At 37.9% G+C, this 19,345-nt stretch carries 15 protein-coding genes and 1 pseudogene; 3 read left to right on the top strand and 13 right to left on the bottom strand.

Annotated elements, in window-relative coordinates; genetic code table 11:
- Positions 1 to 19: 19 nt before the first annotated feature.
- The 8 genes and pseudogenes from rapA to AC0JIQ_RS04495 all read right to left on the bottom strand — a co-directional run bounded on the left by rapA (position 20) and on the right by AC0JIQ_RS04495 (position 9,072).
- Positions 20 to 2,848, bottom strand: a complete 2,829-nt coding sequence (rapA, locus tag AC0JIQ_RS04530; protein WP_474202772.1) for an RNA polymerase-associated protein RapA — start codon at positions 2,846 to 2,848, stop codon at positions 20 to 22.
- 187 nt (positions 2,849 to 3,035) lie between these two features.
- Positions 3,036 to 3,680 (bottom strand): RluA family pseudouridine synthase, encoded by a 645-nt coding sequence (locus AC0JIQ_RS04525; RefSeq protein WP_474202771.1) that lies wholly within the window; start codon positions 3,678 to 3,680, stop codon positions 3,036 to 3,038.
- A gap of 161 nt (positions 3,681 to 3,841) precedes the next feature.
- Complete coding sequence (locus tag AC0JIQ_RS04520; protein ID WP_474202770.1) at positions 3,842 to 4,438, bottom strand: hypothetical protein; 597 nt, start codon at positions 4,436 to 4,438, stop codon at positions 3,842 to 3,844.
- A gap of 108 nt (positions 4,439 to 4,546) precedes the next feature.
- The gene (gene hemL, locus AC0JIQ_RS04515) at positions 4,547 to 5,845 is read right to left on the bottom strand and encodes a glutamate-1-semialdehyde 2,1-aminomutase (RefSeq protein ID WP_474202769.1); all 1,299 of its coding nucleotides are present in this window, start codon (positions 5,843 to 5,845) and stop codon (positions 4,547 to 4,549) included.
- Between the two features lie 51 nt (positions 5,846 to 5,896).
- Complete coding sequence (thiE, locus tag AC0JIQ_RS04510) at positions 5,897 to 6,508, bottom strand: thiamine phosphate synthase (protein ID WP_474202768.1); 612 nt, start codon at positions 6,506 to 6,508, stop codon at positions 5,897 to 5,899.
- 46 nt (positions 6,509 to 6,554) lie between these two features.
- Complete coding sequence (locus AC0JIQ_RS04505; RefSeq protein ID WP_474202767.1) at positions 6,555 to 7,562, bottom strand: S1 family serine peptidase; 1,008 nt, start codon at positions 7,560 to 7,562, stop codon at positions 6,555 to 6,557.
- A gap of 115 nt (positions 7,563 to 7,677) precedes the next feature.
- A pseudogene (gene cas1f, locus AC0JIQ_RS04500) lies at positions 7,678 to 8,586 on the bottom strand (type I-F CRISPR-associated endonuclease Cas1f).
- 114 nt (positions 8,587 to 8,700) lie between these two features.
- Complete coding sequence (locus AC0JIQ_RS04495; RefSeq protein WP_050040619.1) at positions 8,701 to 9,072, bottom strand: Mpo1-like protein; 372 nt, start codon at positions 9,070 to 9,072, stop codon at positions 8,701 to 8,703.
- Between the two features lie 176 nt (positions 9,073 to 9,248).
- On the opposite strand from AC0JIQ_RS04495, the gene AC0JIQ_RS04490 reads away from it, so the two are divergent.
- Positions 9,249 to 10,697 carry a CYTH and CHAD domain-containing protein gene (locus AC0JIQ_RS04490; protein WP_474202766.1) on the top strand — a complete coding sequence of 483 codons (1,449 nt, stop codon included), beginning with the start codon at positions 9,249 to 9,251 and terminating at the stop codon, positions 10,695 to 10,697.
- A gap of 97 nt (positions 10,698 to 10,794) precedes the next feature.
- Here AC0JIQ_RS04490 and AC0JIQ_RS04485 read toward each other — a convergent pair whose 3' ends face one another.
- A complete protein-coding gene (locus AC0JIQ_RS04485; protein WP_474202765.1) occupies positions 10,795 to 11,427 on the bottom strand; it encodes a hypothetical protein in 633 nt (210 codons plus the stop codon).
- Between the two features lie 104 nt (positions 11,428 to 11,531).
- Here AC0JIQ_RS04485 and AC0JIQ_RS04480 point away from each other — a divergent pair, with 104 nt between their 5' ends.
- Complete coding sequence (locus tag AC0JIQ_RS04480) at positions 11,532 to 11,918, top strand: DUF3144 domain-containing protein (RefSeq protein ID WP_005217661.1); 387 nt, start codon at positions 11,532 to 11,534, stop codon at positions 11,916 to 11,918.
- Between the two features lie 48 nt (positions 11,919 to 11,966).
- On the opposite strand, the gene AC0JIQ_RS04475 is transcribed toward AC0JIQ_RS04480, so the two are convergent.
- The 3 genes from AC0JIQ_RS04475 to icd form a co-directional block, all read right to left on the bottom strand.
- On the bottom strand, positions 11,967 to 14,735 hold the full coding sequence (locus AC0JIQ_RS04475; RefSeq protein WP_474202764.1) for a M16 family metallopeptidase: 2,769 nt from the start codon (positions 14,733 to 14,735) through the stop codon (positions 11,967 to 11,969).
- 144 nt (positions 14,736 to 14,879) lie between these two features.
- Positions 14,880 to 15,698, bottom strand: a complete 819-nt coding sequence (locus AC0JIQ_RS04470) for a PhzF family phenazine biosynthesis protein (RefSeq protein WP_474202763.1) — start codon at positions 15,696 to 15,698, stop codon at positions 14,880 to 14,882.
- Positions 15,699 to 15,920: 222 nt separating this feature from the next.
- Positions 15,921 to 17,177 carry an NADP-dependent isocitrate dehydrogenase gene (gene icd, locus AC0JIQ_RS04465; protein ID WP_005157986.1) on the bottom strand — a complete coding sequence of 419 codons (1,257 nt, stop codon included), beginning with the start codon at positions 17,175 to 17,177 and terminating at the stop codon, positions 15,921 to 15,923.
- Between the two features lie 192 nt (positions 17,178 to 17,369).
- Here icd and AC0JIQ_RS04460 point away from each other — a divergent pair, with 192 nt between their 5' ends.
- Positions 17,370 to 18,173, top strand: coding sequence for a pseudouridine synthase (locus AC0JIQ_RS04460; RefSeq protein ID WP_005157989.1), 804 nt, complete (start codon positions 17,370 to 17,372; stop codon positions 18,171 to 18,173).
- A gap of 36 nt (positions 18,174 to 18,209) precedes the next feature.
- Here AC0JIQ_RS04460 and AC0JIQ_RS04455 read toward each other — a convergent pair whose 3' ends face one another.
- A complete protein-coding gene (locus tag AC0JIQ_RS04455) occupies positions 18,210 to 19,253 on the bottom strand; it encodes a DUF2971 domain-containing protein (protein WP_474202762.1) in 1,044 nt (347 codons plus the stop codon).
- Positions 19,254 to 19,345: the final 92 nt, after the last annotated feature.

Below are 19,345 nucleotides of genomic sequence, written 5' to 3'. Positions count from 1 at the left end.
TTTATTACATCAGTCGTAATTATGGTTTAACTACAACTAAGACTTGAATCGCTTCTGGAGTCACAGAAAGACCATCTAACAAGCCTAGACCCTCTTTCTGGAACTTTTGTAAACGCTCAATTTCATCTTGACGAATACTTGGGTTAAATTGCTTAAGATAAGTTAAACGGTCAATTTCATATTGCCATTTACTGCCATAATGCTCTTTAGCTTGTTGCATCAATTCAGGCAAAGAGGTTTTGGCAATATCTAAAGCTTGTGCGTAACGCTCTTCAATTACATCACGACGTGCTTTAACAACTTGACGGCAGCTATTGCCATCGAGATGATGCAAATATGGGCGCAAAATACTTGGATCGATCTTGGCAGATAAATCTTGACCTGTTTCACTCAGTAACACACGAATCAATTGCTTCGGCAAACTTGACGGTAAGTTCAACCCTTTTGGTGCAACTACATCGACCTTAAACCAAACTTCGAGTAAGACCGAACCTTGTTTTAACGCATTCGATTTGAGTAATGCAACGTTAGTACTACCAAATGATTGTGTGCGGATCATTTCCATCACACTTTCAATAAATGGGTGTTCCAACGTTAAATATTGTGCATCTTCACGGATCTGAGCCTGATCACGATAGAAAGTTGCTGTCATACCCTCTTCGTCCAAAGTGATTCCTTGAACTTGCATTTGATCCGTTGGCTTGATGATCACAGTACCGTTGCTTTGCTCATCAAAGTCAATATTGGTGGATGACATGAAACGCTTCACGAACATTGGCAAAGTGGTGTTGTCATCATAGTCTTCAAGTGCTTGTACAATGCCCTGTGCAACGACTGGGCGACAAGAGTTGTATTCAAGCAAACGATCACGACCAGCTTGTAACTCAGCTTCCAAAGCTTGACGTTGTACATTCACTTCTTCAAGTAAATCTTCAAACGTCTGACCTTGATCTGCCAATAAACAGTCTTTCAATTCAACAATAAAGTTCTCTTGCAGCGTTTGTGCGGTTGGAGAAATATTGCTGAAAATATTCAATGCTTCGTTATACCAGCGGAACATGCGCTCTTGTGCTGTACCGATCAAATATGGCACATGAATTTGAATGCGATTTTCCTGACCAATACGATCTAGACGACCAATACGTTGTTCTAATACGTCAGGGTTTGCAGGTAAATCAAATAGGATCAAGTCACTGGCAAACTGGAAGTTACGACCTTCAGAACCAATTTCCGAACAGAGAAGAATCTGAGCGCCATAACTGTCTTCGGCAAAGTATGCCGCAGCTTGGTCACGTTCCAATAAGCTCATGCCCTCATGGAACATTGCTGTACGAATACCTGCATGTAAACGCAATACATTTTCAAGCGCTTCAACCACTGGTCCACTACGCGCAATCAACAATACTTTTTTATGTTTTAAATCTTTGCGTAGAACTTCCATCAACCATGGCACACGAGGATCATTTTCCATCCAAGCACCATCGAGTTGACCTTCTTCTGGCCACATTTGCTCACGCATTTTGCCATCAAATGACCAGTCTTCTGGTGCTGGCAAAGGTGCTGGCTGGCAATCACGACCTGGGAAACCTTGAATCGCTTCACGTGTGTTACGGAATAAAATACGACCTGTACCGTGACGGTCTAACAACTCGTGAATTGCACGCATACGCTGTTCAGGCTGATCGTCAATACGATGACCCAATAAGCCATCCAGAGCAGCAAGATGTTCTTCAGTCAGTGCTTCATCTGACATTAAGACTTCGGCAACTTTAGCTGTTTGCTGATATTGTTCTTCTTCGTCAAGGAAACGATCTAAGCTACTAAAACGTTGTGGATCAAGTAAACGTAAACGTGCAAAATGGCTTTCTACACCTAATTGTTCAGGCGTTGCTGTGAGAAGTAAGACACCCGCTGTTTGTTCAGCTAACTCTTCGACAAGATCATAACGATCATTACCGCCTTCTTCTTCACTCCACATTAAATGGTGTGCTTCATCGACAACAAGTAAATCAAAACCTGCTTCAACTGCTTGCTCACGCAAATCATCATGGTCAACCATCAAATCGACACTCGCAATAATGCATTGCTCAGTCAGGAATGGGTTGAGATCAGGATCATGTTCTTTGATCGAAGCAGTACGCGTTAAATCAAACAGAGAAAATTGCAAATTGAAACGGCGGCGCATTTCAATCATCCATTGATACTGTAATGAATCAGGTACTAAAATCAGAATACGTTCAGAACGCCCTGTTTTCAATTGCTGGTGAATGATCAAACCTGCTTCAATGGTTTTGCCTAAGCCAACTTCATCGGCCAATAAAACACGCGGTGCAAAACGCTTACCCACTTCATGTGCGATATAAAGCTGATGTGGAATCAAGCCTACACGTGCACCAAGAAAACCACGTAAAGGACTGGTATGCATTTGCGCTTGCAATAACATCGCTTCAATACGAAGGTCATACCATTCTTTATAATCAATTTGGCTCGCTAACAAACGCTCTAAAGGTTTTGATAGCTGAATTTGCGCACCGATACGAGTTTCATTGAGTGACTTACGTTCTTGTTCGCCATTTTCAAGGCTACGAACCACATCATAACGCAGCACGCCATGACGATCTTCAATCGATTCAACAATCCACTTAACGCCTTCTTGATCTTGCACTTCATCTTTTACATTGAAGATGATGCGAGATAAAGGCGCATTGTTTCGTGCATATACGCGAGTTTCATCACTTTTAGGGAATAAAATACTGATAGAACGCTCATCTACATCAATAAGAACACCTAGACCGAGTTCAGTTTCTGTATCTGATAACCAACGTTGACCAATAGCAAACGGCTGCAATTTATTCCACCTTTTCTCATGTTAGCCCACATATTGTATGCCTTAAACTGACGAAAGTTTAAGCTACTTTATGTAGTTTTAAATTTGGTATTTACGCGAAATTAAGCCACGCAAATAGCCCTAATATTTTGACATAAAGCTGACTGAAATAGCGCGCTTTACATCTCTTTAGATCAAAAAAATACGATTAAAATGGTACAGAACAATCAAAACTCAGTTGAGTGCCTGTTTTAGGATGAGTGAAGCTGAGTTGTGTTGCATGAAGGCACAAACGTGCATAAAGCTGTTGCTGTTCAGGAGTCGCATATAAGGTATCCCCTAGTATTGGATGACCTAAATATTGCATATGCACACGAAGTTGGTGTGAACGACCTGTAATCGGAATCAATTTAACTCGGGTTACCGCTTGTCCTTGAATTTCTAAATGCTCAATGGCTTGCCATTCTGTTAATGCAGGTTTGTGATATGAAGCATCAACAATATGCAGCGGTGGACGGCTTGGATCATAAATCACAGGAATATCGACTTTGCCTTGACCTTCTAAATGTCCAGCAACCAAAGCTTGATAAATTTTTGAGGTTTGACGATCTTGAAATTGACGTGAAATATTGCTTTGTCCAAATTTAGATAAACCAAAGACTAGAATACCTGAAGTGTCACGATCTAAACGGTGAATAAGTAAAGTTTTGGGTTCTAATTCTAATAAACGATTGATTAAACAATCTTGTAAATCAGGTGTTTTCCCCGGCACTGTCAGAAGCCCAGCAGGTTTATGGATCACCATAAAATCTTCATCACGATGAATCAAATGTTCACTTAGAAAATTACTCAAGCGTACCTTCCAACGACTGGATGAAAACAAGCGGGCAATCATAAAAAGCTTAGAGAGAAATTACAATTAAAATTATGAACTTTTTTATACGTTACAATTAAAAATCAAAAACTCAATTTCTCTGCGTCCGAATTTTATATCTCTTTATCTTTTTTATACAATTAGGAGTTGATATACGCCAATAACTGTTTCTTGACAGACCTTGGTGGTATTAATAATGTTTGTAGTATTTTTTCATTTAAAGTACTTGCGACAAGCCCACCTCCCAACAAAGTCCCCATTATTGTAATGACAATTGCGAACAACATTATCCCGCCCAATAATAAGTTAACTGCCATAGGAGATGGATTTTCATCTACTTGATAAGAAAAAAAATCTTCTACCATCGTTATGATCCAAGGTGGCGTATACGATGGATCGCAAAATTTTATTCCCATCACCACAGCACAAGGTGCCATAAGTATACTAAAAATGATAAATGCACTTTTTCTATTTAATACGTGTCGATTAAAAATAATCATGATTGCTGATAAAGCGATAGCGAGAATAAAAGCTGGTTGCGCATAAAGAAAATAAGATAACGGTATTGTTAGAATGAGAAGATTGAAAAGTAGACCTGCAAAAAGTGGAAAAATGAGAAAAGAAATAACAGACACATATCCAACCAAAGTTAGACGTAAGCAAACCGTATAAATTAACTCTTTACAAAATAAGAGGATTCCCAAGAAAATTGTCCAAGGTGTTAATTTTAATTTCATTTGATACACCTGATTATTTTTTTAAATCATATCCCATCTTGATTTCTCATCACAAGTTCAAAGTCATAAAAAAGCCCGAAAAATCGGGCTTCTATATGCATCAGAAGGTTATTTCATTTCTACAAATGTTTCTTTGGCAGCTTGAATGGTCTCTGCAATATCTTGATCTGAATGCATAGAAGAAATAAATCCTGCTTCAAATGCAGATGGCGCAAGATATACGCCACGCTTTAACATGCCATGGAAGAACTTCTTAAATGCTTCAACATCACAAGCTAACATCGAATCAAAGCTGGTAATGTCCTCTAGATCGGTGAAATACAAACCGAACATGCCACCGACTTGCTGAGTTTTAAATGGAATACCCGCTTCATCTGCCGCAGCTTGTAATCCTGTAAGCAATTTCGCTAACTGTGCCGAAAGCTTGTCATAAAATTCAGGTTCACGTAGATGTTTAAACATCGCGATACCAGCACGCATTGCCAATGGATTCCCTGACAATGTACCTGCTTGATAAACACCGCCTAAAGGTGCGATGCATTCCATGATTTCACGTTTACCACCGAAAGCACCGACAGGTAAGCCCGCACCAATAATTTTTCCTAAAGTCGTTAAATCTGGTTTTACGTTATAAACAGATTGTGCGCCACCTAAAGCAACACGGAAACCCGTCATCACTTCATCAATAATGAATACCGATTTGTACTCATCGCAGACATCACGAATCGCTTGTAAGAAGCCTTCGATTGGCGTCACCAAGTTCATATTTCCTGCCACAGGCTCAATGATGACCCCTGCAATTTCATGACCAAACTTGCTAAAGCATTCTTTTAAAGCTTCAATATTGTTATATGGCAACGTTAAGGTATGTTTTGCAAAATCAGCAGGTACACCTTTTGAAGTTGGTTCACCTTCACCTAAAGTGAGTAAACCTGAGCCTGCTTTCACCAATAACGAATCTGAATGACCATGGTAACAGCCTTCAAATTTTACGATTTTGTCACGTCCAGTATAACCACGCGCCAAACGAATCGCGGTCATAGTTGCTTCAGTACCTGAGCTAGTCATTCGTACCAATTCAATTGACGGCATAATCTCGCAAATGGTGTCTGCCAAAGTAGTTTCATATACTGTTGGTGCACCAAAACTTAGGCCATCTTCTGCTGCGGTTTGTACCGCTTTGATAATATCGGGATGCGCATGACCTAAAATCATTGGTCCCCATGAACCAACATAATCCACATAACGCTTGCCATCAACATCCCACAAGTACGCACCTTTGGCCTTTTCGATAAAGACAGGTGTACCACCAACACCGTTAAATGCACGTACAGGTGAGTTGACACCACCTGGAATATGTTTATTTGCTTGTTTAAATAACTGTTCTTGCTTTGGAGATAAACTCATAAAAGACTCAACCTAGAATCGAAGAATAAAATGTCGAAACGATGCAAAAAATTATGCAAATAACTTTGCCCATGCATTTACACGAGCAGGAATTTCGGCTGTTGATCGCCCTAATATATCACTAATTACCGCACAAAGGCTTGCTCCTGCCTCGATGACCACTTGGGAATTTTCAACGGTCAAACCACCAATGGCACATATTGGTACTTCAAACTTCTGCTTTGCTTGTTGAATGACTTCAATTCCAACATTCCCTGCTTCAGGTTTAGTTGAAGTGGCATAGACTGCGCCAAAGGCCACATAGGTTGCACCTTCAGCAATTGCCTTTTCAGCCAATTCTAAGGAGTTTAAGCAAGTTCGCCCAATAATCACCCCCTGTGGTAGACGTGCAGTCGCATCGATAATTTCGCCATCAGACTGCCCAAGATGTACACCTAAACCAAATTGTTCTGCCAAAGCTAAATCATCATTAATTACAAATGGAACTTGGTATTTTTCACAAAGTGCTTTGATTTGTTGAACTTCGGATGGTTGAGCCACTCTCGCCACTTTTTTACGGCGGTATTGTAAAATAGCAATATTCCCCGTCGCCAAAGCCACATCTAATTTTTCTAATAATAATTGTAGGGGATCATCATTGGTAATCAGATAAAGACCGCGCATAGTTCAAACTCATCAATTTCATGTATTAAAGTATAAAGCAAAAATATTACGCACTTTTAATAAAGCGCCCACGTATAATTGCTAATATGACTAATAATAAAATCATGAAAATACCAACACTTCCACCGCCTGATTGATTTGTTTGGCTAGTTTTTTGTTCTAGAATAGTGCTTGGATGCAGATAGTTGTTTATCCAATCAGAGTAATTTGCAACTCGCGTATAAACACCAGGATAACCCACCTTGGCACAACCGACACCCCAACTTGCAATCCCAAGCAGATATGGCTTTTCTAAATTGTTTATCGTTAAACCCGCACCACTATCGCCATAGCAGGCATCAGTAAGACTTTCTTCTGTGGGTGATTCAGCACAAAGCATATTCTGGGTAATTTGTTGACTTCCATACAACGAAGATGACGATAAACAATTTGCTAATTTTACTGTGGTATACCTCAACGTGGTTGGATACAACACAGGATTTCTAATCATTTTTCCTGAATATTCTTGACAAGTTTGAGAAGTACTACTTCTACAATCCTCTAATACGCCCCACCCTGCAATTTGCAACATATCATTCATTAATACATTTTTTTGTTCAATTATAGGATTTATAATGTCTATAGTTTGGCAGTTCTTATCACATTTTATAAAATCTACAGCACCTTCTAATTCTAATAATGCAATATCGTTATCATAAATACGATTATTATATTTCTCATGGATATGACCTTTTTTGACTTTAACAATTTGTCCTAATTGAATACTTTGTAAATTTTGTGCACCTATCAAAACATAATAATCACGATTTTGTTTTTCAAATTGCTCAATACAATGGGCTGCGGTGACCACCCAACGATCTGCAACTAGACTTCCTGAGCAAAAATAGGATTGATAAGGATCTAATGGACTAGCGATTAATGCTACTTGCCACGGGATTTGTGCTTCTGTAGTCGTATTACCATTGATAATACGAGCTTGAGGAGCTGTATTTGCCCATACAAATTGAGTAAAACTGAATAACAAGAGGCTAAAAATAAGAGAATATTTTTTCACAAATATAAGTCTCAAAAGAATAATATTGAGTTAATAATTAGATAATAGAGCATAAACTTATTTATTTAAGAGATTTAACCAAAATATATCTAGAAAATAAAAACATCGATTAGATTTAACTTTCTAAGCTGCAGCGATATTCAGTAAATTTTTGCAATAGCTGTTGACGGAACTCTTGCTCAGTCATACCTTCTTTGGCACAAATAAATGCCCAAGGTAAAACCACAACATCTTTAATTAAATCAGCCACATCAAACATCAAAGCACCACGTCGAGTTTTACCGTGCATCACAGCAAATGAATGAGAAATGCCTAACACCCAAAGCGTGGTTGCGGCTAAACCGTAGGCGAGATAATTACCATGATTCAAAAAATCATTGGCTAAATCCCCTTGTTCAGGATTGCGTTCAAAACTGAGTTTGCAACGTGTTGCCGCAATCTTATAAAGTTGCTTGGTCATTTGTGCTTCAGCAAGCAATAAATCACCAACTTTGCTTTGATGCGGAATTTTCTTTTCAAATCCTATTAACGTTTGGGTGATATCTTGGTCATCCAGATAAAATCCTTCGGCTTGTAAAGCCCGATCTTTAGCCCAAACTTTACGAATAAACTCAATACGGGCGAACTGAAATTGTTTTGCGACCTCTAAACGTTTCGCATCATCAAACCAAAAGCTCATCCACCCCTGCATATATTCCGTAGGGCGATATTCACTTTGTGGCATCATCCATTCAATTTTACTCCCCATAAATAAAGGTGTTCCACTACCACCTGTAAAACCCACTAACACTCCAGCACTAGTCAGCATCCACATGGCAGTTTGTGTAATCGATGTACCTGTACCCAATAAAATGACCGTGGTATTAGCGATTGGAATGTTCCAATATTGGTTTTCATTTTTGGCTTCTGTGAGATATAAAACTCGACCATCTTTTTGCATGACACGTGCATGTTCAAGTTAGTAAAGATTGGCACGTATAGAATGTAAAATTGCTTTTAAATCGGAAGGATTAAGTTGTTCCATTATTATGATTTCTCTTGTTTTTTCTTATATTACTTAAACAATTGGTCATAAAAAAGCTGCCGAAGCAGCTTTGCGACAATAGCTGTCGTTTATTATATTAAAGGAAAATATTTTTTAAGAATCAATTTTATCAAACTGACGATCAACCAAACTCAAACGCCCACGTGCAACGTCTGATAGCATCTTCCAATCCGAAATAAAGCTATAAAATGGTTGTTTAAAGCTAGCAGGTTTATTGTGTTCAAAGAAGAAATGCCCAACCCAAGCGCAAGCATAGCCTGAGACTAAGCCATAAGCGAAGTATTTTGCTTTACGCTGACGGATTGCTTTACTAAAGAAATATAAGCCAATTGAACTACCGATCACGTGTAAACGGCGGCTAGCGATACTACGATGTTCTGTAAGATAAAAATAATAGAATTCATTATAATTTTTAATCGGTAATGAAAATTCAACTGGCTTAGTTATATTTGCTGGTGCATTCATTTCTTGATCATCCTAATCGTGCAAGATTGTTCACACGTTAATTCATTTTTTGCACAAAATAAAGTCATTAGGTGTCAACGTATACGGACTTAAAACAACTTTACAATTATTCTTAAGATCAACCCGTTATACTCATTTTATATTTATCATCGTTTACGTTCGGGAGTTATAACATCATGGAAATAGAGCTTAAATTTCAACTTCCTGAATCTAAGAAAAAAACGGTTTTACAAACATTGAATAAGCAAAAAGCGCAAAAAATTCAGCTCCAAGCTAAATATTATGATACCGCTGACCGCTTACTTGCCAAAAACTATGTCGCTATCCGCTTACGCCAAGAAGGTGAGCACTGGGTACAAACCTTTAAAGCTGCCAGTAAAAACCATTTTCAGCGCATTGAAGAAGATATTTATCTGGGTAAATGTGAACAAGAACCCGAACTTGATCTATCACTTTATCAGCACAACCGAACCGTTCAAACGGTGCTACGTGAGATTTTAGGTGATGCTCCTGCTAAGCTAGAATTACAGTTTCAAACAGACGTACAACGAAGTTTCCATGTGTTTGAGTTTCAAGATTCACAGATTGAAGTTTGCTTAGATGATGGTGAAATTCGTACTCCAACCGATCAAGCCAAAATTTGTGAAGTCGAATTTGAACTCAAACAAGGAGCAGCACAAGACTTAATTGATTTTGCCAAGACATGGGTTGATAAATATCAATTATGGCTTGATGTGCGTAGCAAAGCAGAACGAGGTAATTTACTCGCAGTTGGCAAACGTGTTTCTCCTGCAACCAAAGCCAAAATGCTAAATTTAGCATCTGAACTTAGCGCGGAACAGTCGCTTAAACTGATCGTCGAAAATACCTTAAACCAAATATTGCCGAATGCTGCCGCAATTGCCGATGGTGTCGCTGAAGCCGATCATATTCATCAAGCACGTGTCGGCTTGCGTCGCTTACGTTCTGCTTTAAAACATTTTTTAAATTGGTCAGCAAAGGTTGATCCAACTTGGGAAAATGAATTAGCAGAACTTTTTAGGGCTTTGGGGCAATCACGTGATCACGATGCAATTCAGGATTCTGTGATTCCGCTTATAAAACAAAGCTGTGATTTTGAATTTCCTCTTGGTTCTGAAATAGATTCCAATATCGCCAAGCTTTTCAGCGGAGCTAAAACAACACAGCTATTCTTATCATTATTTAGTTTTATATATTGTGGTGAGGAATCGAAATCAAAATTATCTAAACAAGTGACTAAAAGTTTGAGCAAGCTTTTTCATAAAATTTTAATGGACGCGACTCAGTTTTCTACACTTACAGTTGAAAAACAACATCGTACTCGTAAGCATATTAAGCAATTGCGTTATTGCATCGATTTTATTTCTAGGCTTTATCCTGAAAAAGAGGTTCAACAATTTCTAAATAAACTTGAGCCAATTCAGGAATATTTAGGTTTTTATAATGATCTCTTTGTGGCGGAACAGATTTTTGAAAAGCAGGCACTAGAACAACCACAATTTTTATTTGCACTCGGTTGGGTAAAAGCACAACAACCTCATGTCGCAAAGAAAGCTAATAAAAAGTTACAGCATTTATCGGCTAAAGATATTTTTTGGAAGTAGTAATCGCCCCAAATACAGATCAGTGTAAATCGCCCCTAACCCCTCTTTGAAAAAGAGGGGGAATAAAAATCTACACTTCACAAGAAATTATCAAATCTTACCGATATTTCCCAAAAATCTTCCACGTCCCATTATCGGCAATCGGATCACTATAACTATCATTACGCTGCTTACGTGGCTTATCTCGCGCATCTACCAATTTAAAATGCGGCTCAACACTTAAAATCACGCCATTCATATAAAAACGGGTACGCGTATATTCACTTTGTCCATGTTGAAAAACATAAGTTCGTAAATCAATAAACTCACGATGTGCCACCAAAGCCGCAGTATCATCACTCCCCAACCATTCCTGCATCGCAAAAATCTGATCGGTCTCAAATTGTCCACATTTTTCGAGCAAAGCCGCCACGCCACGGAAAGTCTTAGATTCTTTAGCTCGTGTTTTATTAATTCGAATACGATCTACATGAAAGAAAAACAGTGGAAAATTTAGATGGCTCGGTAAATGAATCGCATCAACGACATCATCCTCCATAAAAGGCTGACAGAGTTGCTGCGCCCTTTCAATCAAAGGTTGCCATTGTTGGTAGTATTCATCGACCTCATCCTTTAAACCATAATAAATCGGCAAACCTTCGACATGCTCTAAATATTGTGGTGGATGAATATGTTGACGTAGTAAAGCGATATCTGTTTTAAGGCTTTGAATTGCAATCGCATCTTGCATAGTGATTATTCTAATTACTTAGGCTATTTTAGATTAAGCCAAAGGTTTAGTTTCCACAAGGCTTTGTCTATAATATCGTGTCTTATTTGTTGTTGGGAAAAATCATGTCTCAAAAAATTAATGCCACTGATGTGACAGAAGAAGAAGCTTTAAATGCGATATTTTTTGAGCGAGCAGATGAATTTATCAAACAAGCCAATGAGTTTTGTCGCCCACAAAAAGGACAGCAACCCAAACCAGAAGAGTTACGCGGACAAGTCAGCGCTGCCATGTTATTTGCAACGGCCCGCTTTAATACGTGGGTTGCGGCAAATAATTTTAAAGATGGCAATGAAATGCGTGACGCCAAAGAGCAAGTCATGTCTTATTTATTGCAACAATTTCAAATGATGTTAGAAGATAACTTTGACGAATATTGCGAGCAGTTTGAAAATTACTTACGCTTCCGTAAAAATGAAGATTTTCATACGCATAAACACGATCACGAATAATTTAAACGTAAAAAGAAAGCCACCTAATGGTGGCTTTCTTTTGGTCTGTTACTTTAAGTCTTGGGCTTTACCATATTGGTCAGCCATCACTTCCACAAACTGATCCAATTTGATGTATTTTTTAATTACAGCATCTACATCTGCCTTACTCAACTTTGCAAGTGCTTGATCTCGTTCAGCACGATCCATCAATGTCTTATTTCGCTCTAATTGACCCGTAAGCATACTATGAATATTTCGTTCATCTTCTAATGAAGTCACACGCTTCTTCATAATATCGGCTTTGGCTGCTTCAACCTCTTGTTCAGTCACGCCTTTGTTTAGCAAATCAGTTAATACTTTATGAACAGATTGAGAGACTTGATCAGAACGACCAGCTGTATAATTCGCAGTAATACTAATTGATCCATTATCTGTATCAGAATCTAGATCAAGATTGCTTCCAAATCCATAAACAAGTGCATTTTTCTCACGTAATTCCTGCGCCAAGCGAGAAGACAACTGCGAGTTACCCATAATATGGCTAAGGATAATGAGTGCAGGAGCATCTTGATGATAAGCACCTACAGGAATAGTCAGGATACTTTGATAACTACCAAACTCACGTTGCTCGGATAGTGCATGGACTTTTTCAGCTTTGAAGGCAACATAAGGAGAAGTAATTTTTTGGTACGGCTGTTTCGTTTTCCATTGTCCAAATGCTTTCTGTAGAGTGTTTTGCATTTTTTTCGGATCGAAATCACCTGTCACAGCAATTTGACCATGATCTGTCACAAAGAATTGATCATAAAATTGCTTCACCTGTGCTTGCGTAGCCGCATTTAACTGCTTCTTGGCAAACTCTGGTTCAAAGTGATAACGCAAATCACCTGGTTGATAGGTTTCAAGTAATCTTGCCAAAGTCATAGATGCGACCACAGCAGGTTCAGTATAAGGTCGATCTAATGCAGATAAGCTTTGATTTTTTGCTAAATCAAATTCCGATTGTGCAAATTTAGGTTGCTTCATCACATCGATAATAAAGTTTAAAAAATCTTCAAACTTATCTTTTTTTGCCTGAATCCCAATTGTTAAACCATTACCATTTGAAGTGATAGATGCTCCACCGCTTGCTGCAATCGCTTTATCTGTAATTTCTTGCAGTGTATGTTTCTCAGAACCACGCAACATCAAATAACTGGTTAAATCTAAGGTCACTCCTTTACCAAACAGTGATTTTTCCGTACCAAAATCTAGGCTAATCGTGGCATAGGTTTTGTCATCGCGTGTTGTGGTTGGGAATAAAGCATAACGAATACCATTCTTTAATTCACCACGTTGAATTTTTTGCTCATTTTTTTGCAGTTGCTGCGCAGACTGTGCAACAAATTGAGTGACTTCTTGTTGATAAATAGCAACATCTTTCAAAGGTTCAGGTTTTTCAGCACTTTGATCTAAGGTTTTAGGTTTATCTTGTACCTTGGGTGTCATCGCTTTCTTTTGATCTTCAGGCGTAGGTAGAATATCTCCCGAAATACGATGAGATGACACTAAAAACTGTTTTAATGTTTGATTGGCATCATTTAATTTTAAATCTTGAATAGCTTGTAAATCTTTAAAGTACTGATCCCATTGTCCGTGTGAAGACACTGCATAGTCACTAAGGCGAGAACCTAAAGCAACAGCATCATTTGCAATCGTATCAGCGGTATTTTGAGTAATAGTTTTGATACGTTGTAATTCTGCGTCGGTAAATGCTTGACTATTCTCAACACCATCAATCAACGCATCATCAACTTTCTTTGCATCATGATTCGGCGCATACACCGCACCCATAAAGACCATATTAAAATCTTGGTCCAACCATGTCGTCGATTGAACAGCTGTACTCACTCCTGTTTCTACCATGCTTTTATAAAGCGTACCACTAGGCTGCATGGTATAAAGTGCTGGCGCAAGTGCTAATGCTGGTTGTAGTTGCGTATTTTTTCCATTCATATAAATGTGGAATTTAGCAAGATCACTGCCCTTTTGCACCGTGAATTTTCGCTGCTCAATCTTACTAGAATCTAAGACTGGAACTTGAACAGGTGCAGGCACAGTACGTGCAGGAATCGGACTAAAATATTGATCAATTTTATTTAATACTTCTGATTTATCAAATTTTCCTGAAATGACCATTACAGCATTATTTGGTGCATACCATGTTCTATAAAACTGATTTAGTTCATTCATTTTTATAGATTTTAATTCAGGCAAATCACCAATCGGCAATCGACCTAAATATTCATTGCCATAAGCCGCTTTCCACATCTGGTCCATCAATACTGCAAACGGTTGATCCATACGAATTTCACGTTCACGTTTTACGATTTCGATTTCAGAAGGGACAAATTTTTCTTGTAGCACTAATTTATCCATACGCTCAGACTCAAGGTATAGAATTTCATTCAGTGCATTTTTTTCAGGACGAACAATATTTAAATATTTAGTTGAGTAATAATCGGTACTGGCATTTGTCATTAAAGTGAATTGATCCAAACGACGCTGAAACTCCTCACCTTTTACATTTTGTGTGCCTTTAAATGCCAAATGTTCAAGCAAATGAGCAAGACCACTTTTCCCTTTAGGATCGTTAAGAGAGCCTGTTAAATACACTGTATTTACATAGACTTTATTTTCTTTATCATTTGGTGCAAGAATAACTCTGAAACCATTATCTAATTTGTATTCTTCAATATTTTTTTCACTTTTTACGAGTACTGTCTGAGACCAAGACGTTGCACTCAACCCGATCAAACAAAGTGAGAGAGTAAGCTGCTTAAACCGCATTAACATAGATTATCCGAGTTTTTTTGGTGATTTAAATAAAAACAACAAGCTATACTAGATAATGGTTTAAATTTTTAATAGTTATGTTTTGAAAAAAGCTGTGTATTTAAACAGCTTTTTTCTATGTTTTTATAGCGGTTTAGTTAAAATTTAGATCGTCAGTTCAGCTTGCATATACAGTTTTGCATAACCTGAAATTTCAATACGATCCTCAGACTCAATAACACACTCTAAAACCCCACCTCGAACTGATGCCTGATATGCGATAAGCTGAGTTTGATCAAGTTTTTCAGCCCATAAGGGCGCAATTGCGGTATGAATCGAACCCGTAACAGGATCTTCATTAATCCCAATCGCAGGGGCGAAATAGCGAGATACACAATCAAACTGACCCTCGCCTCTCGCTGTAATAGCAACATCAGGTTGAGATGCAGTAATTGCGGTACGTAATGCGCCTAATTGCTTTAATTTTTCAAAATCAGGTTGCTCGTTTAATACATCAGCGACTGTTTCATATTCAACAATATACGCCTGACCATTCAGATAAACCGCTTTAAATGGCTTGGTTAAACCATCTCGAAGTTCCTGAGGATATTCAGATACAAGTTTAGCTTTTCGAATAGGGAAATTCATTTTAATCTTGCCGTCTGCTGCTTGGCTAACGATAAAAATTCCTAACTCACGTACATGAAATTGAATGGTTTTTAATCTTGTAAAATCTTTAAATAATACGAATGCACTTGCCAGTGTCGCATGTCCACAAAAAGCGACCTCATTCGTTGGCGAAAACCAACGAATTTCATAATTTGTCTCATCAATCTTTTTAACAAAAGCCGTTTCAGAAAGATTATTCTCTAATGCAATATTTTGCATGAGATACTCATCCAACCATTCATCTAAGACAATGACTGCTGCTGGATTGCCTTTAAATAATACTTGGGTAAAAGCATCAACTTGATACATTTTCATAGCAACAGACTCTAAATATTTTTCAACTATTTTGAACTTTTAGCCGATAAAACATAGATACAGATTTATCTAAATTTACGATACAGTGCATATTTATACGTTTGAAAATCATGTGAAATGCACAATGAAAAGACGATATTAACAAACAATACAATATAACTAAAAAAAATGCCGACAAAAAAGGGCGTTACTTAAACACCCTTCTCTTTCGCTCAGCTTTGTTTAATCTTCCATGTGTTGAATAATGGCTTGACCAAATTCAGAACAGCGCAATAAGGTTGCATTCGGCATTAATCGTTCAAAATCATACGTTACTGTCTTCGCTTCAATTGCACCGGAAACACCTTTGATAATCAAATCAGCAGCTTCGCCCCACCCCATATCACGTAACATCATTTCAGCAGAAAGAATAATTGAACCAGGATTAACCTTATCCTGCCCCGCATACTTTGGTGCTGTTCCATGTGTTGCCTCATAAACTGCTATCGCACCGCCAATATTAGCGCCAGGTGCAATGCCAATTCCCCCTACTTCTGCTGCCAGCGCATCAGAAATATAGTCACCATTCAAATTAAGCGTCGCAATAACAGAATAGTCCGCTGGACGCATTAAAATTTGCTGTAAGAATGCATCGGCAATCACATCTTTAATAATGATGTCTTTACCATTTTTAGGGTTCTTGATTTTAACCCACGGCCCACCATCAAGTAATTCACCACCAAAGCGCTCTATTGCAAGTTCATAGCCCCACTCTTTGAATGCACCTTCGGTGTATTTCATAATGTTACCTTTGTGGACCAACGTCACAGAAGGTTTATCATTATCTATCGCAAACTGAATGGCTTTACGTACTAAACGTTGTGTCCCTTCTTTAGAAACAGGTTTGATCCCAATTCCACAGCCTTCGTCAAAACGGATTTTTGTTACACCCATTTCTTCTTTTAGAAATTTAATAACTTTTTTAGCTTCTTCTGAATCTGCTTTCCACTCAATCCCTGCATAAATATCTTCTGAGTTTTCGCGGAAAATCACCATATCCGTGAGTTCAGGATGTTGAACAGGTGAAGGAACACCCTCAAACCAACGTACTGGTCGCACACAAACATATAAATCAAGTTCTTGACGCAACGCAACGTTCAGTGAACGAATACCACCACCCACAGGTGTGGTTAAAGGCCCCTTGATTGAAACAATAAATTCTCGTAGAGCTTCGAAGGTTTCTTCAGGCATATAAGTGCCATAAATTTTATCTGCTTTTTCACCGCAATAGACTTCCATCCATTCGATCGAACGTTTGCCACCGTAAGCTTTTAACACCGCAGCATCTACTACTGCTTTCATAGCTGGTGTAATATCCACACCAATACCATCACCTTCAATAAAAGGGATGATTGGATGATTTGGAACATTCAGTGACAGGTCTGCGTTTACTGTGATTTTGTCACCATCAGCAGGAACCACGATCTTCTGATAACCCATTTTGCAGGTTCTCCCTCATGTATTTAGCGATTATAACTATGCCTTCTATGGCATACTTTCGTTTTTATTGCATGAAACAGTTTAGTTCAAAACAGGTTTTTTTGAGATTTATACGGGAAATAACAACATTTTCCCATTAAATAGAAACCTTTATTGTTATGATGCCGCCCATAGCCAAAGCAGTATACTCATATGAAAATAGTTGTATTCAACAAACCTTTCGACGTTTTGTCACAGTTCCGTGAGGATGAAGCTCACCTTACACTTTCTCACTTTATTCATGATCCAGATTTACGTCTGGCAGGCAGACTTGATCTTGATTCAGAAGGACTTATGTTCCTTACCGATCATGGTGGTCTGAATCAATACATTACGAATCCTGCAAATAAAAAATTTAAAACCTACCTTGCTCAAGTCGATGGTGATGTAACTGAGGAAGCTTTAGAACAATTGCGTAAAGGCGTTGAACTCGCTGATGGCATGACGTTACCTGCTAACGCAGTGAAAGTAGATGCGCCAGAATGGTTATGGGACCGAGATCCACCTGTACGTTATCGCGCTAACATCCCAACGAGTTGGATTGAGCTACAAATTTGTGAAGGTCGTAATCGCCAAGTACGTCGTATGACAGCGGCTGTTGGCTTTCCAACTTTACGCTTAATTCGTACTAAAATTGGTGCAATTGATTTAGTTCGTTTAGGTTTACAACCAGGTGAGCAAACTGAAATCGAGCCTTTGCTTTATCCTGATTTTAAAGATTTACCTGAAGATCAACCGTATCGTTCTCGCTCGTATGTGAAAAAACCAGGCGGCACAGGCGGTAAACCAATGCACCAGAAAAAGAAAGAAGGTGATAAAAAAGATCCGAACAAGAAAAAGTCAGGTACAAAGCGTATTTGGCAAATGGATGAAAGTGAGAAACCACGTCGCAAGACCAATGGTACAACTCGTCCCAATACTAAAGCACCACGTGGGCGTAGCCGTAATGGTCGTTAAAAGTTGATTTTTTAAAGCCCACGGAAGTGGGCTTTTTTACGCTAAATGTAATTTCTCATAAAAATTATCAATTTCTTGCAAAGTGAAGTTTTTTCTTATCGGTGATATCTCTTCTTCCGTTTTATAGAAGTGAGCATAAATAATCGGTTCAATTTTACTTCTTGGATCATTTACAGAAATAGCTATACAAGCCAATTTATAAAAATAAGGATCTCTGCGAATAGTCTCAGCAACTTTATCAAAATAAGTTGTGTCTATTTCCCAACCATAACCATTGTAATCAATCAAAGATTTATCTATAAATTTAACAGTATTTTTATATTTTTCAGCATCTCCATAAGGGTCTATAACTTCATTATATTCAAATTCATAAGAGTTAGGTTTTAATGCCATTTGATAATATTTGATATTCCGACCTTTCAACACCTCCATGACCTGTTCTTGACTCACCTGAGATGAACTATCTGATAATTTCTTATTATCATCATGCAGATCTTGCTTTGTTTTTGGCATTCTTAAACCAAAATAAATTGCTTTCACTGCTCTAAAGTCATATTCAACTTTACCAAAATTATCCATGATTATTCTTATTTCATCTTCATGTTTCCATTTTTTTGATTTTGTCCCAGATATTAACTTAAGCGTTTCAAGTATACTTTCAGTATCATTTCTAACAAGCATATCAAATTGAATTTTAGGAATTAAATCCTGATATACCACATCAAAAGAACCTGCAAATTTGGTCAGCTTATCTAATTTTTCTAAATCATATTCAATACAAAAACCCGCATGAGAATTGGCATAATATGCCCAAAGTAGCTCATCTAAAACTGTTTTACTTAATGAATAGATACCTACTTTTTCCTGTATCTGCGCAACTAAAGCCGAAAAGCTATCAGAGAGTATTTGGGAAGAAGGATGAGTGCTTGCCAATATAGCTAAAGTTTGTTCAATATCTGCGGCATCAAATAAATTTTCACATGGATCATTCAGTTTAGATGGATGCGGAGCATAAAAATAATCTTGCTCTAATGACTCTAAATCACGTTTTGAGCCATATCTATATTTATAAACATTCATATTTTTATAGAAAATAATATTAAAAATTAATACTAACTTCAGATCAAACTTAATTCAAATAAATCAACTTTAAAAAAACCGATACTTTCGTA

It is taken from the genome of Acinetobacter sp. FB, from assembly GCF_056033405.1.
Note: the sequence above shows the minus strand (reverse complement) of the source record. Positions and strands in the feature narration are given on the sequence as shown.